Annotated in this window: 21 protein-coding genes and 1 pseudogene; 12 read left to right on the top strand and 10 right to left on the bottom strand. The window is 37.1% G+C overall.

Annotated features, from left to right (window positions below; all coding sequences use genetic code 11):
• The first annotated feature begins 143 nt into the window (after positions 1-143).
• Positions 144-1,076, top strand: a complete 933-nt coding sequence (locus MKY81_RS05155; protein WP_108072590.1) for a S66 peptidase family protein — start codon at positions 144-146, stop codon at positions 1,074-1,076.
• Between the two features lie 44 nt (positions 1,077-1,120).
• Here the strand turns inward: MKY81_RS05155 and MKY81_RS05150 are convergent, their stop codons facing one another.
• Positions 1,121-2,086: a TRM11 family SAM-dependent methyltransferase gene (locus MKY81_RS05150; RefSeq protein WP_108072588.1), complete on the bottom strand. Its 966-nt coding sequence runs from the start codon at positions 2,084-2,086 to the stop codon at positions 1,121-1,123.
• Between the two features lie 188 nt (positions 2,087-2,274).
• On the opposite strand from MKY81_RS05150, the gene MKY81_RS05145 reads away from it, so the two are divergent.
• On the top strand, positions 2,275-4,641 hold the full coding sequence (locus MKY81_RS05145) for a penicillin acylase family protein (RefSeq protein WP_341116988.1): 2,367 nt from the start codon (positions 2,275-2,277) through the stop codon (positions 4,639-4,641).
• A 41-nt stretch (positions 4,642-4,682) separates the two neighbouring features.
• On the opposite strand, the gene MKY81_RS05140 is transcribed toward MKY81_RS05145, so the two are convergent.
• Positions 4,683-5,720 (bottom strand): LLM class flavin-dependent oxidoreductase, encoded by a 1,038-nt coding sequence (locus tag MKY81_RS05140; protein ID WP_107957853.1) that lies wholly within the window; start codon positions 5,718-5,720, stop codon positions 4,683-4,685.
• A 241-nt stretch (positions 5,721-5,961) separates the two neighbouring features.
• On the opposite strand from MKY81_RS05140, the gene MKY81_RS05135 reads away from it, so the two are divergent.
• The 5 genes from MKY81_RS05135 (at position 5,962) to MKY81_RS05115 (ending at position 10,942) form a co-directional block, all read left to right on the top strand.
• Positions 5,962-6,648 (top strand): response regulator transcription factor, encoded by a 687-nt coding sequence (locus MKY81_RS05135; RefSeq protein WP_108072585.1) that lies wholly within the window; start codon positions 5,962-5,964, stop codon positions 6,646-6,648.
• A 1-nt stretch (position 6,649) separates the two neighbouring features.
• Entirely contained in the window at positions 6,650-7,654 is a 1,005-nt protein-coding gene (locus MKY81_RS05130; protein ID WP_107958222.1) for a sensor histidine kinase, read from the top strand.
• A 100-nt stretch (positions 7,655-7,754) separates the two neighbouring features.
• Positions 7,755-8,516 (top strand): ABC transporter ATP-binding protein, encoded by a 762-nt coding sequence (locus MKY81_RS05125; RefSeq protein ID WP_107958220.1) that lies wholly within the window; start codon positions 7,755-7,757, stop codon positions 8,514-8,516.
• Positions 8,506-10,452, top strand: a complete 1,947-nt coding sequence (locus tag MKY81_RS05120) for an ABC transporter permease (protein ID WP_341116984.1) — start codon at positions 8,506-8,508, stop codon at positions 10,450-10,452. Before MKY81_RS05125 ends, MKY81_RS05120 begins: the two co-directional genes overlap by 11 nt.
• Positions 10,453-10,561: 109 nt before the next feature.
• Positions 10,562-10,942, top strand: coding sequence for a VOC family protein (locus MKY81_RS05115; RefSeq protein WP_341116982.1), 381 nt, complete (start codon positions 10,562-10,564; stop codon positions 10,940-10,942).
• Positions 10,943-11,010: 68 nt separating this feature from the next.
• On the opposite strand, the gene MKY81_RS05110 is transcribed toward MKY81_RS05115, so the two are convergent.
• Genes MKY81_RS05110 through MKY81_RS05100 form a run of 3 tightly spaced genes read right to left on the bottom strand, consistent with a single transcriptional unit; the run spans position 11,011 to position 13,930 of the window.
• Complete coding sequence (locus MKY81_RS05110) at positions 11,011-11,667, bottom strand: YcnI family copper-binding membrane protein (RefSeq protein WP_107958216.1); 657 nt, start codon at positions 11,665-11,667, stop codon at positions 11,011-11,013.
• 24 nt (positions 11,668-11,691) lie between these two features.
• Positions 11,692-13,341 (bottom strand): copper resistance CopC/CopD family protein, encoded by a 1,650-nt coding sequence (locus MKY81_RS05105; RefSeq protein WP_244913503.1) that lies wholly within the window; start codon positions 13,339-13,341, stop codon positions 11,692-11,694.
• Positions 13,331-13,930 (bottom strand): HTH domain-containing protein, encoded by a 600-nt coding sequence (locus tag MKY81_RS05100; protein ID WP_066230732.1) that lies wholly within the window; start codon positions 13,928-13,930, stop codon positions 13,331-13,333. The genes MKY81_RS05105 and MKY81_RS05100 overlap by 11 nt, the downstream gene beginning before the upstream one ends.
• Positions 13,931-14,217: 287 nt before the next feature.
• On the opposite strand from MKY81_RS05100, the gene MKY81_RS05095 reads away from it, so the two are divergent.
• From MKY81_RS05095 to ahpF, 5 genes and pseudogenes are all read left to right on the top strand, one after another.
• A complete protein-coding gene (locus tag MKY81_RS05095) occupies positions 14,218-14,949 on the top strand; it encodes a GntR family transcriptional regulator (RefSeq protein WP_066230735.1) in 732 nt (243 codons plus the stop codon).
• Positions 14,870-15,043: pseudogene (locus tag MKY81_RS21080) on the top strand (gluconate kinase); the annotation flags it as partial. The gene MKY81_RS05095 and the pseudogene MKY81_RS21080, both read left to right, overlap by 80 nt.
• Positions 15,044-15,134: 91 nt before the next feature.
• The gene (locus tag MKY81_RS05085) at positions 15,135-16,481 is read left to right on the top strand and encodes a GntP family permease (RefSeq protein ID WP_107921171.1); all 1,347 of its coding nucleotides are present in this window, start codon (positions 15,135-15,137) and stop codon (positions 16,479-16,481) included.
• Positions 16,482-17,124: 643 nt separating this feature from the next.
• Positions 17,125-17,688, top strand: coding sequence for an alkyl hydroperoxide reductase subunit C (gene ahpC, locus MKY81_RS05080; RefSeq protein ID WP_066230744.1), 564 nt, complete (start codon positions 17,125-17,127; stop codon positions 17,686-17,688).
• A 12-nt stretch (positions 17,689-17,700) separates the two neighbouring features.
• Positions 17,701-19,230 (top strand): alkyl hydroperoxide reductase subunit F, encoded by a 1,530-nt coding sequence (ahpF, locus tag MKY81_RS05075; protein ID WP_107921172.1) that lies wholly within the window; start codon positions 17,701-17,703, stop codon positions 19,228-19,230.
• A 78-nt stretch (positions 19,231-19,308) separates the two neighbouring features.
• Here the strand turns inward: ahpF and MKY81_RS05070 are convergent, their stop codons facing one another.
• From MKY81_RS05070 to MKY81_RS05050, 5 genes are all read right to left on the bottom strand, one after another.
• On the bottom strand, positions 19,309-19,983 hold the full coding sequence (locus MKY81_RS05070; protein WP_108072604.1) for a uracil-DNA glycosylase: 675 nt from the start codon (positions 19,981-19,983) through the stop codon (positions 19,309-19,311).
• Between the two features lie 157 nt (positions 19,984-20,140).
• Entirely contained in the window at positions 20,141-21,649 is a 1,509-nt protein-coding gene (locus tag MKY81_RS05065; RefSeq protein WP_108072576.1) for a malate:quinone oxidoreductase, read from the bottom strand.
• 261 nt (positions 21,650-21,910) lie between these two features.
• Positions 21,911-23,473, bottom strand: a complete 1,563-nt coding sequence (gene sdaAA / locus MKY81_RS05060) for an L-serine ammonia-lyase, iron-sulfur-dependent, subunit alpha (protein WP_341116972.1) — start codon at positions 23,471-23,473, stop codon at positions 21,911-21,913.
• Positions 23,474-23,534: 61 nt separating this feature from the next.
• Entirely contained in the window at positions 23,535-24,716 is a 1,182-nt protein-coding gene (locus MKY81_RS05055; protein ID WP_341116970.1) for a M20 family metallopeptidase, read from the bottom strand.
• 14 nt (positions 24,717-24,730) lie between these two features.
• Positions 24,731-25,960, bottom strand: coding sequence for an MFS transporter (locus tag MKY81_RS05050; RefSeq protein ID WP_341116969.1), 1,230 nt, complete (start codon positions 25,958-25,960; stop codon positions 24,731-24,733).
• Between the last annotated feature and the right edge of the window lie 29 nt (positions 25,961-25,989).

Genomic DNA, 25,989 nt, shown 5'->3' with positions numbered 1-25,989 from the left:
TTTGAAAATTCATTATACTGGAATACAAAACGAAAATTGTCATTCATTTACTTTTATAAAGCTATATTGAAATAACATTTACTAATTTCTTTCTCATTTACTTCTGTCATATTGAATAGTAATAAAAAAGAGGAGGGAGTCATGTGCAAAAAGGCAAAACACTAAAGTTTGGAGACACGATTGGCTTAATTGCCCCTGCTAGTCCCACAAAAAGGGACCGGACTCTCAAGGCAATTGAAACAATTGAACGTCTTGGATTTCATGTAATAGCAGGCAATAGCTGTTTTCAAGAATTAGGCGGTTATTTAGCGGGTACTCCAAAGAGCCGCGCTACGGATTTGAATTCAATGTTTATGAATGACAGAGTAGATGCTATTTTATGTATACGAGGAGGATACGGTACTCCCCAACTATTGACATACGTAGACTATGAGATGATTGCTGAAAATCCTAAACTATTTATTGGTTATAGTGATATTACAGCACTTCATATTGCATTGATGCAAAAAAGCCATTTGGCAACTATACATGGTCCGATGGCCGCCTCTGATTTAATCGATGCGGATGATTTTACAAAACAAGCCTTATTAAGGACAGTGATGGACCATCATCCTCTTGGAAAACTTATGAATCCGAATAAGGAAAATATGTGCAGTATGGTAGATGGTGAAGCAACCGGCGAAATTGTTGGTGGAAATCTCTCGCTAATTTGTGCATTATTAGGAACACCCTATGAACTAGATACGAAAGGAAAACTATTGTTTTTAGAGGATATTGATGAAGAGCCATATAAGGTTGACCGAATGTTAACCCAATTAAAGTTAGCGGGAAAATTAACGGATGCTGCCGGTATTATCCTTGGGTCATGGACAAATTGCGAAAGTAAAACGGATCCAAATGGTTATACATTGATGGATGTGTTTAAAAATATACTAATTCCAACCAATAAACCCATTATTTATAACGTATTTGCTGGACATTGTAAAACGAAATTGGCCTTGCCACTTGGTGTAAAAGCACGTGTAGACGCAACAAATAGACACTTGATAATAGAAGAATCCATTACTTGCAATTAGTTTTAAAGAATAGAGAGTCTCATAGACTTACGAGACTCCCCTACTTACTCACAAACAATGACATGTCGGGAAAATGTGCCCTTTTTTGCAATAGCACGGTCAGTAATGATAAATCCCGCTTCTAGTAGAATGTCATCAATTTCTTCAATTGTTATTACGACCAATTTACTAGAAAATCTCCGCGCACTTTGTAACATGTTCAATTTATCAGCATCCGGTAAAACAGAACATAAATTATACGGCATATCGATGATTGCTACATCATACTTTTCTGTTATCTTATTCATATCCCTAACAGTTACTTCACCTTCAAGTCCAAAATAAGCAAGGTTTTCTCTTACCCCTGGAACAATAAGATAATTTCTGTCGCTTCCAACGATATCTATCCCCATCGACAAAGCCTCCACTAATACTGTTCCAATTCCACAACAGGGGTCTATGGCTTTAGTTCCAACTGGATTAGGAACGGCAATATTTACCACTGACCTTGCCACACGTGTACTGAGTGCCGTTGAATAACTATTTGGCTTTTTTTGATGCCGCAACCAACTTGCGTCATTCTTAACGTACTCACCAAATACCCACCTTTCATCTATACGTAAAATACCAAATAGTCGATCTGGATTGATTAAATTCGGTTCTCCGTCGATATGCAATCCAATTTCCCGCTCTATCTCTCGTCGCTTAGTAAAGCTTATCTTTTTTGTCTGATTGAAGTCACCGCTTTTTACATAAATAACTTTATACGTATACGCCCCTACCTTTAACTGTTTTACTTTCTGCACGATATCTTGAAGTTCATTTCCTTCAAAAATGACATCAATTCGTTCTTTTAAAAACGGGCTCCTACTAGGATTAATTTTTACAGGACTTTCAATTATGCGAAAATCATTATTTATATTGTTTATATCAAACAGTGTGCGTAGCTCTAATTCACAAAGCGATTGTTCCTCATCGCGATAGGAATATGTATAAACATAAGATATTGGCTTATAATTTTTACCTTCCAACAATTCTCATCCTTTATCGCAGAAATTTTAAAAACTAGTAAGCTGGCTAGATTTATCTAGTATTGTATCTGCTTCATTCATTATATCAACAACCCGGCATATCCCACAAAAAGAAGTTCTTTAAGAACTTTTTTAAAAGGATTCTATCTATTGTGCGCGAATAATAATTACAAAAGGGGGAATGTAATTTGGAGTCTGTTTTACAAAATCAAAAGAAAAGGAAAATAAACTGGAAAAAGATATCAATCTGGACGATATCAATCATCATTGTGCTAGTACTTGTTGCGTATTTTGCAGCGAATATGTACATCTCTCGCTCTTTACCAAAAACAGAAGGGGAAATAAAATTGTCCGGATTAAATGCTAAAGTAAATGTAATAAAGGACAAAGATGGGGTGCCACATATAGATGCGGAAAATGAGCATGATTTATATATGGCACAGGGGTATATTCAAGCACAGGATCGTTTATTTCAAATGGATCTAAGCAGGCGCCAAGCTTCAGGTGAATTAAGTGAAGTTGTCGGCGAAGCGGCTATCGATAAAGACAAATACTTCCGTACACTTGGTTTAAGAAGAGCTGCCACTGCATCCTATAATGAATATTCATCACAAGCGAAAGAAACATTACAGTGGTTTGCCGACGGAGTAAATGCCTATATAAAGGAATTAAAAGACAACGGAAAATGGCCGATTGAATTTACAATCCTTGGCTATAAGCCGAAGGAATGGACACCAATTGATTCACTAACAATTGGAAAATACATGGCATTTGACCTTGGGGGACATTGGGAAGATCAAGCATTCCGCTATTACTTACTGCAAAACTTTCCTAAGGAAAAGGCCTATGATTTATTCCCATCCTATCCAAAAGACGCACCATACATTATAAGCAAAGATACGTTAAATCTTGAAAAAAGCTTTGCCTCTGCAGTTATACCTCCTGAATTCAATGGTAGTAATGATTGGGTCGTAAGCGGCAAGAAAACAAAATCAGGAAAACCAATATTAGCCGATGATCCACATTTAGGACTTAATTCACCATCCATTTGGTATCAAATGCAGCTTAAAGCGCCAACTGTAAATGTAAGCGGTGTTATTTTCGCCGGAGTACCAGGAATTATCTTAGGTCATAATGAAGAAATTGCATGGGGTGTAACGAATACAGGACCAGACGTTCAAGATTTATATATTGAAAAAAGAAATCCAAAAGAGAAAAACCAATTTCTTTATAATAAAAAATGGGAGAATGCGGAGGTTGTTAAAGAACCAATAAAGGTTAAAGATCAAAAAACGATTGATTATGAAGTGACTATCACCAGACATGGTCCGGTAATTTCCGAATTTGCTGCAGATAGCGGCAAGGACACGGTTCTTTCATTACAATGGACGGCTCTACAGCCTTCAAATGAATTGGAGGCCGTCTTACAAATGAATAAAGCGGGAAATTGGGATGAATTTGAAAAGGCACTAGAAAACTTTGAAACTCCAACCCAAAACTTTGTCTTCGCTTCGAAGGACGGAACAATCGCTTATAAAGCAAATGGCAAAATACCGATTCGAAAAAAAGGAGATGGCCTGCTCCCAGTCCCTGGTTGGACGGATGAATACGAATGGACGGGTTACATCCCTTTTAACGAACTGCCGAAAACCATAAATCCGAAGGAAGGATTTATTTCAACAGCTAATAATAAAGTCATTTCTGACGATTATCCATACCATATTAGTCATAATTGGGCACAGCCGTATCGTCAAATGCGAATCCAAGAAGTTTTAAAATCAAAAGATCAAATAACAGCAAAAGATATGCAAGATTTGCAAATGGATAAAGTAAATTTACAGGCAAAGGAATTTGTTCCTATTTTTCTAGATCAATTAAAAGAAATAAAGGATAAGTCGGCAAAAGAAGCTTTAACATCTTTACAAAAATGGAACTATATTGATGATAAAGATGCAGCTGCACCCCTCATTTTCAATATGTGGATCAGGAAAATCCCTGAAGTTCTTTTCGCTAAGGAAATCTCAAAAGAAATGCTTGATAAATTCGGTGGCCAAAAGCAAGCAGTCGACGAACTTATAAGGCACGCAGCAGAAGGTCAGCCGGGTCCATGGATAACTGAACATGGAGGATTACAAAAGGTGCTGCAATCATCCCTTACCTTAGCTATAAAAGAAATAGAAAAAAAACAAGGTGATAATGTGAAGAAATGGGAATGGGGCAAATACCATCAACTCTATTTCGCCCACCCACTTTCTAGCGTGAAACCATTAAACTATTTATTTAATAGTGATGGTAAAATTCCTGTAGGCGGTTCAAGTGTCACCGTTCAAGCAGCTGCTAATAAAGAAGATGGAACAGTTGATCACGGAGCCTCATGGCGGTTTGTTATTGATACCAATGATATGAATACCGGTTATCATATAGTCGGTCCCGGCCAATCAGGACATATAAAAAGTGAGTGGTACCACGATCAACTCAAAGCATGGACAGAAGGAACTTATCATGCAACAAAACTTAACACCAAAAAGGGAAACAAGCTCGTACTATCCCCTTAATCCGAAAAAAGTCGGGACGGTGGACCCAAACCACTGTCCCATTATTTTTTTGTTTCCTTTCTAACAACAGGAGCTACCTTTGTTGCCAATTTTTCTATGTTTTTGGCCACTTCTTTAAAAGGCATGCCACCTATATCCATTTGTGCAAGGAAGCGCTGATGGCCAAACAGCTCGTGTTGCCGTAGAATTTTTTCGATGATTTCCTGGGGACTTCCAACAAATAAAGCAGATTCTGGACCGGTCATCTTTTCAAAGTCTTCCCTAGATAAACGTGTATTCCCTTTTGGAGGTTGATTCGGATTCCCCCAATAATTTGAATGATAGGGGTAAAATTCATCCCTTGCCTGTTGCGATGTGTCTGAAATATAAACATGTCCGGTTACAGCAACCTTTAAATCTTGAGGAGAAAATCCAGTATTATAAGCCGTTTCACGATACTTCTCGACAATTGGTTTAAATCGTGCTGGATCACCTTCAAGAATCACTATTGCTAAACCTGTGCCTAACCTTCCTGCTCGTGCTGCACTATTTGGATTTCCCCCGACACCAATCCAAAGGGGAATATTTTTTTTGTATGGACGTGGTGAAATTTCCGCATTGTGTAGTGCCGAACGATATTGTCCTGACCAGGTAATCTTCTCACACGCATTCAATTTCAGAAACAACTCAATGTTCTCTTCAAATAACTCATCATATTTTCCTAAATCACATCCAAATAAGAGAAAAGGTTCAATAAAGGCGCCACGCCCTGCAATTATTTCAGCACGCCCATTGGACAAAAGATCAAGTGTAGCAAAATCCTCGAAAAGCCGTACAGGATCTACCGTGTTTAATACTGTAGTAGCACTCGTTAATTTAATTCTATTTGTGACCTGTGAGATCGCAGATAAAATGATTGCGGGTGCTGACACAGCGTAATCTAAACGATGATGTTCACCAACACCAAAAACGTCTAGTCCCGCTTCATCAGCAATCTTTGCCGCCTCTATAATTTCCTCTAAACGTTGCTTTGAACTAATTATTTGTCCCGAATGTGGATTAGGAGCGATTTCTCCGAATGAATATACCCCTATTTCCATCCCGGAATGCTCAGATGTGGGATCAGTTTTCACCTAATTCTCCTCCCAAGTGCTGTATATCGCCTACCTTTTATTGTTAATAACATAAATGTCACTCATATACTATTCTCATATCAAAAATGAGTAACCTTTGAAGGTATCTTTCTTGGAAATAATAAGTTCCCAGAGCTTAATATCTCTGTATAGCAAGGAAACTGAATTTACTATACAATATTTTTAAGAAAAGAATTGGGTGATTACAATGTTTAAACTTCTACTAATTGAAGATGATACTACTCTTTACCATGAAATCAAAGATCGATTATCGAGTTGGTCTTATGATGTATATGGTGTTACAGATTTTAATCATGTGATGCAAGATTTTACGTCTATAAAACCAGATTTAGTCATTATTGATATCCAATTGCCGAAATTCGATGGATTTCACTGGTGCCGAATGATTCGCGCGCATTCAAACGTTCCCATCATCTTTCTATCGTCACGCGATCATCCTACTGACATGGTGATGTCCATGCAGCTAGGTGCAGATGATTTTGTACAAAAGCCATTTCACTTTGATGTGCTCATAGCAAAAATCCAGGCAATCCTCCGCCGTGTATATAACTACAATACGGAAGAAACGGTACTCAAAACTTGGTGTGGGGCAACGATTGATTACGAAAGAAACATCGTCTCCAATGAAACAGGCTCTATTGAACTGACAAAAAATGAAATTTTTATTTTAAAACAACTAATTGAACAAAAAAATAAAATCGTTAGCCGGGAAGCGTTAATTAAGAGCTTATGGGAAGATGAGCGCTTCGTGAGCGATAATACATTAACCGTCAATGTAAACAGACTACGAAAAAAGTTAGACGAGATCGGTTTGGGGCAATTTATCGAAACAAAAGTAGGACAAGGGTATATCGCAGTAGAAGAGGCATTTTAATATGATTAAAAAATTTTTACGCGAAAGATTTAGTTGGATCTTCCTATTTATATTTCTACAGCTATTGTTTGTCTTTATAGCATTTATTGATACAACCATCCCGCTTTCATCTATACTTTATATTGTCTTTTTATCCTTTATCATCTTTATCTTTTTTGTCATCATTCGCTATCAAAAGGAAACGAAATTCTACCGAAGCTTAGAAGAGTGGGAAAACAGTCTCGATTTAACGAGAATCCCCAATGCAGAAAGTCCTTTTGAACATATTATTGAAGACTCGATAACTGGACAAACAGAGATGCTAAAAAAGAATTCTTCACATAATTTGATGTCATTAGAAAAGGAGAAAGATGAACTATTATCTTGGATTCATGAAGTGAAAACACCGTTAACAGCAATGAGTTTAATGATTGATCGTTTAGAAGATGAAAAGATTAAAGAGCAATTAACCCATGAATGGCTGCGAATCCACCTGCTGCTCGACACCCAGCTTCATCAAAAGCGGATTCCATTTATGGAAAATGATTTATACATGGAAAAAGTAAACCTTCAATCGTTAATTGTAAAAGAAATTAAAACTTTACAATCATGGTGTATGCAAAAAGGCATTGGATTTGATATGGAATTAGAAGTGACAGAAGTGGTTAGTGATGGGAAATGGGTCGCCTTCATCATCAGACAGCTTTTAACAAATGCCGTTAAATATAGTGAAGCATCCGATATTTTCATTAGAACCTATGAGCAAAATAGACATACAGTCCTTGAAGTCAAAGATTTCGGACGAGGGATTGACCCAAAGGATTTGCCGCGGATATTTGATAAAGGGTTCACTTCCACGGCCGAACATCAAGATCATGCAGCAACAGGCATGGGACTTTACTTAGCTAAAAAGTGTGCCAAATCCCTGTTAATAACAATTGATGTCCAATCCACTCTTGGAAAAGGAACAACTGTTACATTAACTTTTCCAAAGAGAAATGAGTTTCATCAAATTATGGGCGTGTGACAAAAATGTCACATGCTTTTATTTTTTGTTCGCTTAATCGAAGGATAATGAAAATTTGGCTCGTTATAATAAAACTATAAAATAAAGGAGCGATACAAAAATGAAAATATTAGATGCAAATAATATTTATAAAGTATATGGGAATAAGTTCAATAAACAAGAAGTATTAAAAGGCATTGATATAAGCGTAGAGAAAGGGGAATTTGTCGGCATCATGGGTCCTTCTGGTTCCGGGAAAACTACCTTGCTTAATGTCCTTTCCTCTATCGATCGGGTGAGCAACGGAACCATTCAAATTGATGGAAAAGATATGACTCGTATGAAGGAAAAACAGTTAGCAGAATTTCGCAAAAGTCATCTAGGCTTTATCTTTCAAGATTATAATCTACTGGATACATTGACTGTTAAAGAAAATATTCTATTGCCGCTATCGATTACAAAAGTGCCAAAAAAAGAAGCAGAACTAAAATTTAAAGAAGTGGCAACTGAACTAGGGATTTACGAACTAAAAGATAAATATCCAAATGAAATTTCTGGTGGACAAAAACAACGTACTTCTGCAGCCAGATCATTTATCCATCATCCAAGTATTATATTTGCTGACGAACCAACCGGTGCGCTTGACTCAAAATCAACTTCCGATTTATTAAATAAGCTTAATGATTTAAATGCAAAGCTTCAAGCAACCATTGTAATGGTCACTCATGATCCAGTCGCAGCAAGCTATTGTAACAGAGTCGTTTTTATTAAAGATGGAAAAATCTATACGCAGTTAAACAAAGGAGAAGAAACAAGACAAGCTTTTTTTAACGACATTATGAAAACACAAGCAGTACTAGGTGGTGTGCAAAATGAGCATTAATCATCTCATTCTTCGCAACTTAAAAAAGAATATTAAGAATTACTATCTTTATGTATTTGCCTTAATCTTTAGTGTCGCTCTTTATTTCGCGTTTGTTACGCTGCAATACGACCCATCCATGAATGAAGCAAAAGGATCCATTAAAGGGGCCGCTGCGTTGAAAGCAGCATCCATTCTGCTCATTGCAATCGTCGCAGTCTTCCTTTTATATGCAAATAAGCTCTTTATGAAGCGCCGCAGTAAAGAAATTGGCTTATTTCAATTGATTGGAATGACAAAGAACGGGATCTTCCGTCTTATGAGTGTTGAGAACTTGATCCTTTATTATGGTTCTTTACTAATTGGTATCTTTATCGGATTTTCCTGTTCTAAATTGATTATGATGTTATTATTTAAAATTACGGATGTAGAAACAAACGCAACCCTTCAGTTTTCTGTAGAAGCTTTAATACAAACATTTATTGTTTTTACACTCATCTATCTTGTAATCATGTTAATGAACTATGTTTTTATTAAAAGACAAACGATATTATCCTTATTTAGGGTGATATCTTCCGCAGAAGGAAAAGTGAAAAAAATAAGTGTTTTTGAAGTATTGATTGGAGTTATTGGCATTGTATTAATTATTTCAGGTTATTATGTTTCATCAAAATTATTTGATGGAGACTTTTCAACTACGAACGAACTTTTCATGGCCATGATCTTTATTCTCGGTTCAGTCATCATTGGAACGTATCTTTTTTATAAAGGATCTGTCACATTTATTACGAATGTTATTAGGAAAAAGAAAGGCGGATACTTGAATATTAATGAAGTATTATCCCTTTCCTCGATCATGTTTCGGATGAAATCAAACGCCTTGTTACTGACGATTATTACAACCGTTTCTGCACTTGCTATCGGCTTATTGTCGTTATCTTATATCTCTTATTACTCAGCAGAGAAAACCGCGGAGCAAAATGTACCTACTCACTTTTCTCTGACAAATGATAAAGATGCAAAGGAATTTGAAAAGGCATTAGCTGCTAAGAAGATTGCCTATAATGAAAAAAGAATGAAAGTCATTCAAGTAGATATTGATATACGTAAAATAATGGATTCTAATTTTAAAGAATTGAAATCCGATCCGTCGGCCATGACCTTTCCAGTTATAAGTGACAAATCCCTAAGCGATGTCGACCTATCAAAGGATGAGATCCTCTTTAGCGGATTAGATGGGATGCTTTCAAAAGTGATGTCCTTCAAAGATTCAGGAACCATTGTCTTAAAGGGAAAAAAGGAACGGATTCCACAGAAATATATTGGTTTAAAGGATGAGTTCATACTTCCTTATACTTTCACATTCGGTGGCTTGCCTGTTGCTGTTGTTGACGATACTGTTTTTCAACAATTAAAAAATGATCTTGATCCTGAAATTCAATTTGATCAATCTTATTATGTTGGCATCGATATTAAGGACGACGCCAATCTTGAAAAGGCAAATAACATTTTCGAAAAGTTGCATCTTGATGACCACCCTGGAAACTTATCACGTCTTTTGATGAGCAGCAGCCAGAAACAAGCGATGGGACTCATTATGTTTATCGTCGGGTTCCTAGGATTAACTTTCTTGATTACTTCTGGTTGTATTCTTTACTTTAAACAAATGGATGAAAGTGAAGATGAAAAACCAAACTACACGATCTTGAGAAAACTCGGTTTTACCCAAATGGATTTATTAAAGGGCATTCAAGCTAAACAACTATTTAATTTCGGTATTCCTTTAGCCGTTGGATTACTTCATAGTTACTTCGCCGTTAAATCAGGCTGGTTCATGTTTGGTACTGAATTATGGACACCGATGATCGCCGTTATGGTTCTATACACGGTCCTATATTCAATCTTCGGTATATTATCTGTTCTTTATTACAAAAAGGTTATTAAAGATGCACTATAACGAGCAATTCATACGAAAGAGCCTTTACACAAGGCTCTTTCTTTCATGTATAATGTACTTATCAGAAAATTCTTTTACCTATTGCCGGATATGGAAGGGGAAAAATTCAATGAATACTGATTTTATTCAAAAGATAGGACAAATTGGGGTACCTGTTAAGGATTTAGAAAGGGCTATTCACTTTTATAAAGAGCAACTGAATCTTCCTTTATTATTTAATACGGAGACTATGGCATTTTTTGAATGTAATGGTCTGCGTCTTCTACTAAGCCTACCAGAAAAAGACGAGTTTGCATCTGCTAGCTCCGTCATATACTTTCAAGTTGAACACATAAAAAATACTTATGAGGAATTCATTCGGAATGGGGTAACTTTTATCGACGAGCCACATATCGTAGCAAAAATGGGACAAACCGAGACGTGGATGACCTTTTTTACAGATACAGAAGGGAATACTCATGCTTTAATAAGTGAGGTTCATGCTCAATAACATCATAACTTCCTTTATAAACAAAAAATGACCTATTCAACTAATGAATAAGTCATTTTTTGTTTATATTACTTTTTACGAAAGGCCATGATAAGCGCAACTAACGAAAGGACAACTGCAACGATTGATAAGATTAAAGGAAGTGAAGTTGATTGATCAGAGTCAGATGCTTCAACATTTGTTGTTTTTGTTTCCTCTTTTTTTGTTGTATTTGTTGTAGCCTGATCATCATGATGTTGATCCGTAGAGGCACCTGCAACGATATCTGTAATTGAATGAGGTGTATCTCCACCTTCATCTTTCGTCCATTCTACAATACTGCCATCTTTATAAAATTGGAAAGCATCCCATGCAATTTTTGTTGCCTTATCAGGGTTTTTTGCAACAAACGTAAACTGTTGGAATTGACCAGGTAAGATTCCTTCACCAGTAGCCTCGAATGTAAATGATTTTATTTTTCCATCGGCATCTTTATCAGTGGAATATTTCCACCCAGGTATCGGCTGGTAAGACTCAATTTCTACGCCCTCTGGTGCTTTAATCGTAAATTTAGTTGTAGGGATTTCTTTTTCCGTTGGAACTTTAACTGTATATGTTTCCCAAGCACCTGTTGTGGAAGTAGTTGGGTTCACTGTCACATGGGCACTTGCCACACATGAAAATAAAAATAATCCTAGAACTGTTGGTAAAAGCACTTTCGACATCTTTTTGATTGTTTTTATCATTTTCGATTCTCCTCTTATTCTATATTATTGACTACCTACCAATACTTTAAAGTCAGTATCGAGGGTTGCTAAATCTTTCGTCAGGACGTGAACATGAACATTCCAGCGACCTGCCATATTGAAATTCATACCCATTCCTTCATATTTGCCTTCTTTAACTTTCAATAATGTTTTCGTATCCTCGCCCATATCCATCTCCTGACAAGTAAACGTAAGGACAACTTGCTCAATATTCTTCATTGGTTGCCCATTTCGATCTTTTAAATCAATAGCAAATGTATTTTTTCCGATGACGTTTGGGGTTGCTTCAAAAGTAATTTTGCTTCCTTGATTTACAGTTTTTGATTCTTTTATCGGACCCGGTGATGCCATTGCCGTTGGTAAATTTGTTAAGATAACGGAAAGAACTAGGACAATTATTCCTGCTAGTAATTCACCCCATAAAGAAGGAGAAACTCCCTTTTCACTCTTACGTTTTCCTTTAGTAAAATTCACTGCTGCAAATATAATCATAATAACCAGAAGAATAACTTTCCCTAATAATGTCCGTCCATAATCAGTAGTAATAAGTGAACGGAGATTAGGAATATATAATAGACTTCCAAAAATACCTGTCGCAGTTAAAACGAGGAGAATGATGATTCCCCACTTGGAAAACCTTCTTATCATTTCGAGATAATGATTCTTTGTATCCACTTTCCTGCTTAAAGGAAGTAGAGCAACAAAAACAACTAAGCTCCCAATCCAGATCGATGCTGAAAGTAAATGGAGAAAATCCATTCCAACCGTTAATAATACATTTGTCGTTGAAGCAGCATGGCTTGTTAGTGCTTTGGTTAGTATCAAACCTACTCCAATAATAAAAGAAATCCAGTAAAGTAATGATTTACTTTTAACATGCAATAAATAAGTAAAAATCAATAATAAAATTAGACCACCAACTTGGATTAACCACGTTTTCCCATAAGCCGAATTTGTAATCATATCCTTAAGCGTTTCAATGTTTAATACTTGTTTCCATGATGTTGTTAATTCAATAGATGCCATTAATGGTAAACTGACAATAATACTCAAAAATAATAATAATAGCGAATAATTTAGTATCTTTTTAAACGCCTTTTTAACATATCCATTTTGGACTAAATCCTTTTGAAGTATCAAAAGTAAAAAGAATAAAGCACCAATATAGCTTGCATTGCTAAAGTATTGTAACCAACGAATAATGATAAGATCACTTTGCGGTGTATACCCCTCTGATTTCGCCTCTATCGCTGTTCCATCTTGGACTGCACTATCTGAACCGATTTGAAATGGAATCACACCTTGAACGGGATGCCCATCATTTGATACAGCCTTCCATTGAATTCGATACGTACCATTTGGAAGTTTCGAGTTTAAACCGCACTCGAGAATGGTTGAATTTTTTGCATTTACATGCCCGTTTTTCTGGTCCACCCGTTTACCTTTGTCATTATAAACTTGAATCGAATTATTCACAGATTGGATGGTCTCATCGAATTGGATGAATATCTTTTTCGGTGATTGTTTGAGAATCTCGTTATCAGAAGGATTGGATTTGACTATGTAAGCATGGGCGGAGGTAAAGGTTGGAAATAAAAATAAAGTAAGACAAATGAGAGATATTAATAGATTAATTTTCTTGTTATTTATCAACGTAACTACCTCCCAATTGATGACACTCACAACTTCGATTCCCATTCATTCTTTTCACGATTTCTTCAATGGCTTGCTCAAATTGGAAAATTACCCCCCCAAAGCCTTTTTGAAATTGTTCAGCATATTTTAATGAATCAAACGTAAGTACCTGTGGTTGGCAGCAATTTAAATGAAAATCAGCATCCATTAAAAAATAAGCTAACTTCCCGCTAATCGTAGTATTTTGTAGAAAGTCGCGGCAGATGATTTGCGAGACATTTTTTTCAATATCCCGATATCTTAATAAACCACAATGAGGGCAACATAATTGTTCCACCTTCTGATCATTGGTGATAATTTGCACAGGATGTCTATTATTTAATTCCTTTAAACAATACGTACATGAATTCGAAGGAATATGGCCAATGGTCGCCAGAGAAACACCACGGGAGGTTTTAGTAATCTTTTTATCCTCCAATAATGGCTTTATATCCCGATATACGGTCATTTCAGATACATTTAAACGTCTACTAATTTCTGAAATTGATAGCGTTTCTTCTTCTTCTAACCAAGCTACTATTTGTCTTTGCCTTTCTATCGGTAACATAAAAGCACCTCTCTTAATCTAGTTGGAATTTACTTCATATAAATAGATTAAAACACCCATTAGTTATTAACAAGATAGAAATGTGAAATTTATGTTAAGAAATATCAATTAATCACATTTTTTATCAATGAAACATGTATATACATAACTAAAACTTTATAACCTATTAAAAAGTTAATTAAAGTATAAAAATAGTTTTTACACCAGGTAAAAAAGCGTTTACATTTTGAAAAATTGAAATTATAATACTTGTATACAAGTCTACTTGTAACATTGGAGGATCATTCATGGTTGAATCGACAGAACATTTATATCCAGAAAAGTGGTTATCTAAAGCTTCAACTGGAGACCGTATTGCATACGAGCTTAGAATGCGAATCATTTCGGGCACAATTGAAAGCGGTACCGTTCTATCGGAGAATAAATTGGCAGCAGATTTTTCTGTTAGCCGCTCACCTGTTAGAGATGCGTTAAAAATACTTGCTTCCGAAAATATTATTCAATTGGAAAGAATGGGGGCTATTGTCCTCGGATTAAAAGAAAAAGAAATTGAAGAAATTTATGATGTCCGTCTACTCATCGAAACGTTCGTATTTGAACGGCTTGTAAGAATGGATGTGAATGAATTAGTAAAGGAACTTAGCAAGATTTTGGAAATGATGAAAGTTGCAATCAAATATTATGATGCTGATGAATTTTCCTATCAAGATGTCCTTTTCCATGAAACGATTATTCGTGCTATTAAACATTCATACATCTTGATGATTTGGAATAATTTAAAACCAGTGATGGAAAGCTTCATACTTTTATCGATGAGGATGCGGTTTAAGGAAAAATACGAGGATTTTGAACGGATTGTAAAAAATCATGAACTCTATATTGAAGCGATCAAAACAAAAGATCGGTCACTCATGATTAAATCCTTGCATCAAAATTTTGATGATGTTCAAGGGAAAGTTGAAGATCTATGGAGATCACAAGAATTGCTTTCTAAAGGAGTCATACAAGAGAATGACTAACTTTATGTTAGGAATAGATATTGGTATGACAAGTACAAAAGCTGTGTTATTTAGTGGGAAAGGAAAAGTAAGGAATACAGGAAATTATTATCCGTTTCCATTCACTAATCCAAAGTTTTAACAGAAGATTATAGAAGAATTGCAAATTATCAAAGGGGTTTACTAAATCAAAAGGGGGAAAACAAATGCCATTAATTATTGTAGCAATTGGAATTTTAGCATTATTAATCTTAATTATGGGGTTTAAATTAAACACTTTTATTTCATTAATCATTGTATCATTTGGTGTTGCTTTAGCTCTTGGAATGCCTTTAGGGGACATTGTCAAAACGATTGAAGCTGGATTAGGCGGAACACTTGGGCATTTAGCATTAATTTTTGGACTTGGAGCGATGTTAGGTAAGTTAATTGCAGACTCAGGGGGAGCGCAGCGAATTGCCATGACCCTTGTGAATAAATTCGGTGAGAAAAATATTCAATGGGCGGTAGTTGCAGCCTCCTTTATCATCGGTATCGCCCTATTTTTCGAAGTTGGTTTAGTATTATTAATTCCTATCATATTCGCTATTTCAAAAGAGTTAAAGGTGTCTATTCTATATCTTGGTATTCCGATGACAGCGGCATTATCTGTAACTCATGGTTTCCTACCACCTCATCCGGGACCAACCGTTATTGCTGGAGAATATGGTGCAAACATCGGTGAGGTGCTACTTTATGGTTTTATTATTGCGATTCCAACAGTTATTATTGCCGGACCCATATTTACAAAGTTTGCTAGAAAAGTTGTGCCTGAATCCTTTACGAAAATGGGCAGCATCGCCTCTTTAGGTGAACAGAAGGTATTTAAGCTTGAAAATACACCTAGTTTTGGTATCAGTGTATTTACAGCAATCCTTCCTGTTATTTTAATGTCGATCGCTACTATTATTACACTGCTTCAAAAGACAATCGGATTTGAAGATAATAGTTTACTAGCGGTTATTCGTTTTATCGGAGACGCAGGTACATCTATGTTAATCTCCTTACTTGTCGCAATCTATACGATGGGAATAGCGCGAAAGATTCCTATCAAAACAGTAATGGACTCATGTACGACAGCAATTACACATATCGGTATGATGCTCTTAATCATTGGGGGCGGCGGGGCCTTCAAACAAGTATTAATAGATGGCGGAGTCGGTGATTACGTAGCTGAGTTGTTCAAGGGAACTTCCCTATCACCAATCTTACTTGCTTGGATCATTGCAGCCATCTTAAGGATTTCCTTAGGATCAGCAACGGTTGCTGCCTTAACAACTGCTGGATTGGTAATCCCAATGCTCGGACAATCCGATGTCAACCTCGCTTTAGTTGTTTTAGCAACAGGTGCAGGTAGTTTAATTGCCTCACACGTTAACGATGCTGGATTCTGGATGTTTAAAGAATATTTTGGCTTAAGCATGAAAGAAACCTTTGCAACATGGACATTACTAGAGACGGTGATTTCAGTAGCCGGATTAGGATTTATTTTATTATTAAGTTTAGTCGTGTAAATAAATTACAGTTAATTAATCGTTAAGCATCCCTTGCTCTATTGGCGGTATATTCCCCCTCTCATTCTTCTAGTATGAAGGGAGGGATATGCTGCCAATTTTCTTTTATTAACACCCCTTACTCCCCTACTTATCGGTTGGCGATTAGGTTAAATACCCGAGATAAAAACATAGGCGGAAAAATTCCGCCTAATTAGTATTTATTAATAAAAAAAGCTTAAATAGAAGGAGAAATTCCGCCTATTGACTCGAAAAATGCGAAAATAGGAGATTTTTCTTTGCATAGGCGGAAAATCTCCCCTTATATACCCCAGAAACGATCTCCATTCTGCATTTAACCGGAAAATCTCCGATTAATTTTACTCGTGCTGGTTACTCGATTAAGGACAAGCGAAAGTCACTTGACTCTCGCGGGATACCGAGGAACGGCCCTTTGTTTATACCGAAAACAGCATTTAGTGACTAATTTTCGAAAAGATCATAAATAATACAAATTATACGTATTTTTTATTTGACCTAGAATAATTATTTCCATATAATAATTAATATAAATTAATATTGATTATAGATTTACAATAAGGAATTATGGTAATACTTATTGTAGTCTATAATTTATAAATTAAAAACTTAGGAGGAATTAATAATGTCTTTAATCGGAAAAGAAGTACTACCATTTACAGCTCAAGCATACAGAAACGGTGATTTCGTGGAAGTTACTGAACAAAATTTCAAAGGTCACTGGAGCGTCGTTTGCTTCTATCCAGCAGACTTCACATTCGTTTGCCCAACTGAGCTTGAAGATCTTCAAGAACAATATCCGGCTCTTCAAGAACTAGGAGTAGAAGTATTCTCTGTATCAAGAGATTCTCATTTCACACATAAAGCTTGGCATGATACATCAGAAGCAATTGGTAAAATTACTTACACAATGATTGGTGATCCTGCACACGTTCTTTCTCGCAACTTTGATGTATTCATCGAAGAATTAGGACAAGCTGATCGTGGTACATTCATCATTGATCCAGATGGTGTTATCCAAGCAATTGAAATCAATGCGGATGGTATCGGACGTGATGCAAGCACACTTATTAATAAAGTGAAAGCTGCACAATATGTTCGCAACAATCCAGGTGAAGTTTGCCCAGCAAAATGGAAGGAAGGCGAAGAAACACTTAAACCAAGCCTTGATCTTGTTGGTAAAATCTAAGGGGTGCTATAAATGATACTCGAAGCAGATATTAAGGCACAATTAAATCAGTATTTACAACTATTAGAAAACGATGTACTTCTTAAAGTAAGTGCAGGTTCTGATAAATTATCACATGACATGCTAGCTCTAGTTGATGAGCTAGCAACAATGTCACCTAAAATAAAAGTTGAAAAAACAACATTAGAGAGAACACCTAGCTTTAGTGTAAACCGTATCGGTGAAGATACTGGTGTTGCTTTTGCTGGTATACCTCTTGGTCATGAATTTACCTCATTCGTTTTAGCCCTACTTCAAGTAAGCGGAAGGGCTCCAAAGATTGATCAAAGCTTAATTGATCGGGTAAAAAGCATTAAAGGTGAATATCACTTTGAAACATATGTCAGCCTTACTTGCCACAACTGTCCTGATGTCGTACAAGCATTAAACATCATGACTGTCCTCAATCCTGGTATAACCCATACGATGATTGATGGTGCTGCCTTCAAAGAAGAAGTAGAAAGCAAGGACATTATGGCAGTTCCAACTGTTTTCCTAAATGGCGAATCCTTTGGCAGCGGTCGAATGACATTGGAAGAAATTCTTGCAAAAATGGGCAGTACAGCCGATGCTTCCGAATTCTCTGATAAGGAACCATTCGATGTACTTGTTGTTGGTGGCGGTCCATCCGGTGCTAGTGCAGCCATCTATGCCGCACGTAAAGGCATTCGTACAGGTATCGTCGCTGAACGCTTTGGCGGTCAAATCATGGATACGCTCGGCATTGAAAACTTCATTAGTGTTAAATATACTGAAGGTCCTAAGCTTGCAGCAAGTCTTGAAGAGCATGTTAAAGAATATGACATTGATGTGATGAATACTCAACGTGCGAAACGGTTAGAAAAGAAAGACCTTATTGAAATTGAGTTAGAAAACGGCGCTATTCTTAAAAGCAAATCAGTTATCCTTTCAACAGGTGCTCGCTGGCGTAATATCGGCGTTCCCGGTGAAGCGGAATTTAAGAACAAAGGTGTAGCATACTGCCCACACTGTGATGGTCCATTATTTGAAGGAAAAGACGTAGCGGTAATTGGTGGCGGTAATTCCGGCATTGAAGCAGCGATTGACCTTGCTGGAATCGTGAACCATGTAACTGTTCTTGAATTCGCGGCAGAACTAAAAGCGGATACAGTTTTACAAGATCGTCTTAATAGCCTTCCAAATGTGACGGTTATTAAGAACGCTCAAACAAAGGAAATTACCGGAACTGATAAAGTAAACGGTATTACCTATATTGACCGTGAAACAGAAGAAGAACGTCACATCGACTTGCAGGGTGTATTCGTTCAAATCGGCCTAGTACCAAATACAGATTGGTTAGGTGATACGGTTGAACGTACAAGAACTGGAGAAATTGTTGTTGACAACCGCGGAGCAACAAATATTCCAGGAGTATTTGCTGCAGGTGACTGTACAAATAGTCCATATAAACAAATTATTATTTCCATGGGATCTGGCGCGACTGCTGCTTTAGGAGCATTCGACTATCTTATCAGAAATTAATAAACATTTTTCATGAAAGTCGCTTTTCTATTGATGAATAGAAAAGCGACTTTCTTTTTCTTTGTTTGGGCCCATTGATTATAAATTTGGGATTTGCCAATCGATCTCTTTCCCCCATATTTCCCGTAAAATCGCATTCGTCTTGGAAAATGGTCTACTGCCAAAGAAGCCTCTATTGGCAGAAAAAGGGCTTGGGTGTGGAGACTTAATAATAAAATGCCGAGGAGAAGTAATCAATTGTTGTTTTTGTTGAGCAAATTTCCCCCAAAGAATAAATACAACCGGTGTCTCCCTCTGATTTAAAGTTTCTATCACTTTATCAGTGAATATCTCCCACCCTAAACCTTTATGTGAGTTTGGGATTCCCGCTCTCACGGTTAAGACGGCATTTAGCATTAATACACCTTGCTTTGCCCATTTTACAAGGTAGCCATTATTCGGGATATAGCATCCTAAATCAGACTGTAGTTCCTTATAAATATTTTGCAATGATGGGGGAATTTTCACTTCTGGTTTAACAGAAAAACTTAATCCATGGGCTTGTCCAGGACCATGATACGGGTCTTGACCAATAATGACAACCTTTGTATCGTTAAACGGAGTAAAATGAAGCGCGTTATAAATATCATACCGGTCCGGATATATTACTTTCGTTTGATATTCTTCCTGCAAAGTTTTCCTTAATTGTTGATAATACGGTTTTTTAAACTCATCTTCAAGTAACGGAGTCCAGTCATTTTTTAAAATAGCCATTGCCATTTCACACTCATTTCTACTATAAAATTAATTTTCACTAAAAGATCTACATTTTTATAAACATAAAAAAAGCACCTATAATGAACTGAACCCCAAACGTTAGACACTTAAACTAATATTTGAGGTGCAGTTCTTAGATGCTTTTATAATAGAATTAGTTAGATACTGTTTCCTTCTCACTATGATTTAAACCAAGCGCCTTCGCTGTTGATGTATGAATTTCCTTGAAAAGATCAGGATTTTCCACTAGTGACAAGCCATAAGATGGGATCATTTCTTTTATTTTCGGTTCCCACTCTTTTTGATATTCTGGGAAGCATTTTTTTATTATCTCAAGCATGACATGTACGGCAGTAGAAGCACCTGGAGAAGCACCTAACAATGCCGCAATCGTTCCATTAGCCCCAGTAATAACTTCCGTACCAAATTGAAGTGTTCCTTTGCCACCCGCTTCAGTATCTTTTATTACTTGAACACGTTGACCTGCTACTACGATATCCCAATCTTCACTTTTAGCGTTCGGAACAAATTCTCGTAATTCTTCAATACGCTGTTCTTTTGATAACATAAGTTGTTGAATCAGATATTTTGTTAATGGAATGTTTTTTGCACCCGCTGCTAACATAGTGAAAACATTATTCGGTTTTACAGATAGAATTAAATCCATATTTGAACCCGTCTTTAAAAATTTTGGTGAGAATCCCGCAAATGGTCCAAATAGTAATGATTTTTTATTGTCGATATATCTTGTATCAAGATGCGGCACAGACATTGGCGGTGCACCAACTGCGGCTTTTCCGTATACCTTTGCATGATGCTGCTCGACAATCTCCTGATTGTTACATACTAAGAATAATCCGCTTACAGGGAATCCCCCAATATGTTTACTTTCGGGAATACCGGTTTTTTGCAGTAAAGGCAGGCTTCCTCCCCCACCACCGATAAAGACGAATTTTGAAGTATGGCGTTCTATACTGCCCGTTTCCATATTCCACACTTTCAATTCCCATAAACCGTCGTCTAAACGTTTAATATCCTCAACTTGATGTTTGTATCTAATATCAACGTCTTTACTCTTTAAGTGATCAAACAACATGCGTGTTAATGCACCAAAGTTAACATCGGTTCCTGAGTCAATTTTCGTAGCCGCTATCGGTTCCGTCGATTTACGGTCTTTCATAATAAGCGGAATCCATTCCATTAGTTTGTTCGGGTCTTCGGAAAATTCCATCCCTTGAAACAATGGATTGTTTGAAAGAGCTTCGAAACGTTTTTTCAAAAACGAAACATTTTTCTCCCCTTGCACTAAACTCATATGTGGCAATGGCATAATAAAATCCTGAGGATTACTTATCAGATTGCTGTTTACAAGATAAGACCAAAATTGTCTTGAAAGCTGAAACTGTTCATTAATTGTTATCGCTTTACTAATATCTAAAGTTCCGTCTGGTTTTTCGACGGTATAATTAAGCTCACATAGTGCAGAATGCCCTGTTCCCGCATTATTCCATTCGTTAGAACTTTCCTCTCCTGGGCTTTCAAGCTTCTCAAACACTGTAATTTTCCAGTCCGGCACTAATTCTTTTAAAAGTGTTCCTAAAGTCGCACTCATAATTCCGGCACCAATTAAGATAACGTCTGTACTCGTTTGTCTGTTACTCATCTTTACCGTCCCTTTATACCCTAATATTTGCAGAAAAGATGTAGGTGCACCTGCCTAGCAGCACAGCAAGACAAGGCATAAACCAGTCATACCTTTTCTGTATCAATTATTACATAACTATAGTATATCACTATTATTTATAGATTAAAATAACACTATTATGGGAGGGGTATTGGTTATTTAAGTTTAGGTGAAAATTGACAAATATATATGCGTCCTAAAAAATATATAAAAAAGCAAGAATTTAATCTAGCTAAGAAACTATTTCGTTTGAACCAAGACAATTTCGTCAATAATTGGAATTTCCTTTTTTAATAAAGCTAAGACATTTTCCTCAATATTATTGTCGATTTCACAAACTGTTATCGCAGGACCATTCATTTTTGAACGCTCATTAGCCATACGCGCAATATTAAATCCTTTTTGATAAAGAATCTTCGATAATTCTGCAATTACCCCTTTATGATCGTTATGACGAATCACAAGTGTTGGTCGTTCACCAGAAAGTTTTAACGGATAACCCTCCAATTCCTGAACCTCGACTTTACCGCCACCTAAGGAACTTGCTAGTATCTTAACACGACGTGTTCTCCCTTCCAATTCAACAAGAACCGTATTAGGATGATAGCTTCCAAGCACCCGTTTCGTGAATTTGTATTGTAATCCATTTTGTTCAGCTATTTTTTTTGCATTTGGAATGTCATCATCCATAGTTGATAGCCCCATTACACCAGCTAGCAAAGCTAAATCCGTTCCATGTCCTTGATAGGTTTCAGCAAAGGATCCCATCAAAGAGAACTCCACATATAATGGATTCTCGTGTAATAGCTGGCGGGCAATATTTCCGATACGGACAGCCCCAGCTGTATGCGAACTTGAGGGGCCAACCATGACAGGTCCAATGATTTCATATGCACTCTGGTATTTTGCAGGGCCATCACCACTAGTTTTTTTGCTTAGAATCTGCTCTTTTAATTTTTGCCCTGTCGGCGTTCCGGCAAGCCCGCCGATCCCGGTTTCTCTCAACGATTCAGGCATTTGCTGTCCTACTTCGTGCATGACATGAATCACTTCATCAGGAGGAATGACGCTAGCTACCCCAGCTAATGCCATATCCGCTGCAGCTTGTGCTGTAATGGCATGTAAACCGTTACGAATGATGCATGGTATTTCCACTAGCCCAGCAACGGGATCGCAAACCAATCCAAGTGAATTTTTCAAAGCAATTCCAACAGCATTTCCCACCTGCTCCGGCGTACCTCCAAAAAGCTCAACTAAAGTACCTGCTGCCATTGCGGTTGCTGAGCCAACTTCAGCCTGACATCCGCCAGCAGCCCCTGATATCGAAGCTTTATTGGCAACAACTAAACCGAGAGCAGAAGCAGTGAAGATTGATTGGACTATTTGCTCACGGGTGAAGTTCCCACTGTCAAGCGCATGAACAAGTACAGCTGGCAAGATTCCGGCTGAGCCGGCAGTTGGCGTTGCCACAATCCGCCCCATTGCCGCATTTACTTCTGATACCGCTAGTGCGTTCGCTGTAACATTTAATGTTGTAGGGTTGATAATGGAGAAGCCATTTTTGGCATATTGATAAAGACGGTTTCCATCTCCACCCGTTAAACCCGTTCGGGACATCGCGGGACTCATTGTCCCTTTGCGAACAGCTTCCTCCATTACTGTAAATTGTTCCGCCATTTTTTCAATGATTATATCCCTTGGATAACCCTTTTGTTCAACCTCTGTTTTGATCATCAATTCCGAAATTGTTGTTTTCCCTTGCTCAGCAAGTTCTATTAATTCTTTTAGACTTGTAAAAGACATGTAACCACTCCTTAACAGAAGACGGTTCAAACGCTAAAAAGCATAAGAACCGTCCCTTTGTTTATTCTTGTTCGAAGTATTCCGCAACAACGGCAGCCATTGCTTTTGCCGCAATGATTAGACTATCTTCATTAATAATAAATTTAGGATGATGATGAGGGTATACTGGACCATCCGCTGGCTTTGCTCCAACATAAAAGAAACTCCCTGGGACCTTTTGTAAATAGTATGCAAAATCCTCTGACGCAGATGCAGGTGGTGTTTCAAGGACTGCTTTAATTTCAGGAATATCGGCTTTATTTATCGCCTTGGAAACCAATTCTGTCATCTCTTCATCATTTATTAATACTGGATAATCATGTGAATAGATCAAATCATAGGTAATATCAAATTCTTGAGCAAGCCCGGCTAAAATTCGTTTGAATTCCGTTTCCACTGTAGCACGAACTTCATTGGACATCGTCCGAACATCTCCTTCAAGCTCCACACTATCCTTAATAATATTGAAGGAACCTTTGCCATCAAACGAACCGATTGTTACTGTTGCCATATCAAAAGGATTGATTCGACGACTGACAATCGTCTGTGCGGCGACAACGAAATGACTTGCGGCAACGATGCTATCATTACTTGTATGCGGTGCGGACCCATGTCCGCCTTTACCTTGAATTTTCACTTTGAAATATGAGCGTCCGGCCTGCATTTCTCCAGCACGATAGTGGACTTCCCCAGTATTTGCTAAAGACATTAGATGAATACCGAAAACATTATCAACACCATCTAAACAACCATCTTCAATCATTGCAATGGCGCCACCAGGAGGTGTTTCTTCCGCAGGCTGATGAAGAATAACAATATTCCCCTTTAATTGATCCTTTACTTCGATTAATGCCTCGGCCAAAATCATTAAATAAGCAGTATGGCCATCATGACCACATGCATGCATGACTCCTGGATTTTGTGATTTAAAAGGAACATCCGCCTCTTCCGTAATCGGCAGTCCATCGAAATCAGCTCTCAGGGCGACTGTTTTTCCTGGAAGGCCGCCTTCGATGGTGACAACCACTCCATAACCCCCAACATTCGTTCGAATCTTTACATCTTTATCTTTATAAAATTCAGCAATATATTGAGATGTCTTTTCCTCTTCAAACGATAATTCAGGATGTTGATGAAGATATCTGCGAATTTCTATCATTCTTTCTTTCTTCTCATCTAGCTTTTGTAATAGTTGATTTAACATATTTTCTCCTCCAATTATTTTTCTACTTTAACGGTTAGAGTAATGAGACCGCACACAACAATAGCGATTGCCAAGCTGATAAATACGATTGAAAATGAACCCCCTGCCAAAGAAATTAAAGCCCCAAATGAAATCGGGGCAATAAAGCCTCCAAGTGTTCCTCCAGTATTGACGATCCCAATGGATGAACCAATTACTTTTTCCGGCAAAATCTTATGTGGCCAAGAAAAAATACCTACAAAGATCGTCGTTAATAAAAATGTTAAGGCAAATAAAAATACGATAGACAGTGGTAATGAATCTGAAATTACTAAACCTAGAAAAAATATTGATGATAGGACTGAACAAACGATTATCAGTAGTTTTTCCTTGCCGTTAAACTTTGTCAATAAGACACCGGCAAATAAAGATGCTAGTGCTCCTCCAATAGCATTTACTGCTAGAATTGTTCCAACTGTACTAATTGATAGTGAGAACTTTGCCTTTAAAAAAGATGGCAACCATGACATATTTCCGTAAAAGGCAACATTGGCAAGCAACATGGCAATGAATAATTTAATGACATTTCGATTAGAAATGACGGATTTAAAACTAACTTTTTTCGATACAACATTCACTTTTTCTACCGGAACGTTATTTGGTACAAAAAAGATGACTAAAAGTAATGAAATAGCGAAGAGTACTCCTAATGCATAGTAAGCATAATGCCAATTTAGATCTATTAGCCTCGCTCCAATAACAAATGCCAAGATACCGCCAATCCCATTCGTTGACAAAATGAGAGATTGGATAAAGGTACGTTTTTCCTTTGAGAAATTAACCGCAATACTCTTTGAACAACTTGGCGGGTAACCTGCATGACCGATACCCGCTATGAAGCGAATTAGTACAAAAACGAGTAGACTCGCTCCAAAGCTAAATAGAAATGAAAACAATGTAATCAGCGAAAGAGATAGAATTAAGACCTTTTTATATCCGATCTTATCTGACAGCCATCCTCCAGGAATTTGCATTAACGAATAACCGAGGAAAAATAAACTCATCATTAATCCGGTCTGACTTGTTGTAAGATGGAATTGATCTGCAATTGGAATAATGGCGGTAGAAATCATATTTTTGTCCATATAAACCATGGAATAACCAGCCATTAGAGCTGTAATCAACATCACTTCACGAGAACTTTTGGCCTTAGGAACCGAAAGTTTAGCACCGCTTTCTTTTAACGCTTCTTGAGAAACAGACATATAAAGTCCCCTTCCGGTACATGGTATTT

The organism is Heyndrickxia sp. FSL W8-0423, assembly GCF_038009395.1.
In the GTDB taxonomy this organism is placed as follows: domain Bacteria; phylum Bacillota; class Bacilli; order Bacillales; family Bacillaceae_C; genus Heyndrickxia; species Heyndrickxia sporothermodurans.
The sequence above is the reverse complement of the archived record's forward strand: the minus strand, read 5'-3'. Positions and strand labels throughout refer to the sequence as shown.

Coding starts and splice junctions, on each gene's coding strand:
- MKY81_RS05140 (WP_107957853.1), bottom strand. CDS start 5,720: ATGGAAATAGGGGTATATTCATTCGGAGAAATCGCTCCTAATCCACAT.
- MKY81_RS05135 (WP_108072585.1), top strand. CDS start 5,962: ATGTTTAAACTTCTACTAATTGAAGATGATACTACTCTTTACCATGAA.
- MKY81_RS05130 (WP_107958222.1), top strand. CDS start 6,650: ATGATTAAAAAATTTTTACGCGAAAGATTTAGTTGGATCTTCCTATTT.
- MKY81_RS05125 (WP_107958220.1), top strand. CDS start 7,755: ATGAAAATATTAGATGCAAATAATATTTATAAAGTATATGGGAATAAG.
- MKY81_RS05120 (WP_341116984.1), top strand. CDS start 8,506: ATGAGCATTAATCATCTCATTCTTCGCAACTTAAAAAAGAATATTAAG.
- MKY81_RS05115 (WP_341116982.1), top strand. CDS start 10,562: ATGAATACTGATTTTATTCAAAAGATAGGACAAATTGGGGTACCTGTT.
- MKY81_RS05110 (WP_107958216.1), bottom strand. CDS start 11,667: ATGATAAAAACAATCAAAAAGATGTCGAAAGTGCTTTTACCAACAGTT.
- MKY81_RS05100 (WP_066230732.1), bottom strand. CDS start 13,930: ATGTTACCGATAGAAAGGCAAAGACAAATAGTAGCTTGGTTAGAAGAA.
- MKY81_RS05095 (WP_066230735.1), top strand. CDS start 14,218: ATGGTTGAATCGACAGAACATTTATATCCAGAAAAGTGGTTATCTAAA.
- MKY81_RS05085 (WP_107921171.1), top strand. CDS start 15,135: ATGCCATTAATTATTGTAGCAATTGGAATTTTAGCATTATTAATCTTA.
- ahpC (WP_066230744.1), top strand. CDS start 17,125: ATGTCTTTAATCGGAAAAGAAGTACTACCATTTACAGCTCAAGCATAC.
- ahpF (WP_107921172.1), top strand. CDS start 17,701: ATGATACTCGAAGCAGATATTAAGGCACAATTAAATCAGTATTTACAA.
- MKY81_RS05070 (WP_108072604.1), bottom strand. CDS start 19,983: ATGGCTATTTTAAAAAATGACTGGACTCCGTTACTTGAAGATGAGTTT.
- MKY81_RS05065 (WP_108072576.1), bottom strand. CDS start 21,649: ATGAGTAACAGACAAACGAGTACAGACGTTATCTTAATTGGTGCCGGA.
- sdaAA (WP_341116972.1), bottom strand. CDS start 23,473: ATGTCTTTTACAAGTCTAAAAGAATTAATAGAACTTGCTGAGCAAGGG.
- MKY81_RS05055 (WP_341116970.1), bottom strand. CDS start 24,716: ATGTTAAATCAACTATTACAAAAGCTAGATGAGAAGAAAGAAAGAATG.
- MKY81_RS05050 (WP_341116969.1), bottom strand. CDS start 25,960: ATGTCTGTTTCTCAAGAAGCGTTAAAAGAAAGCGGTGCTAAACTTTCG.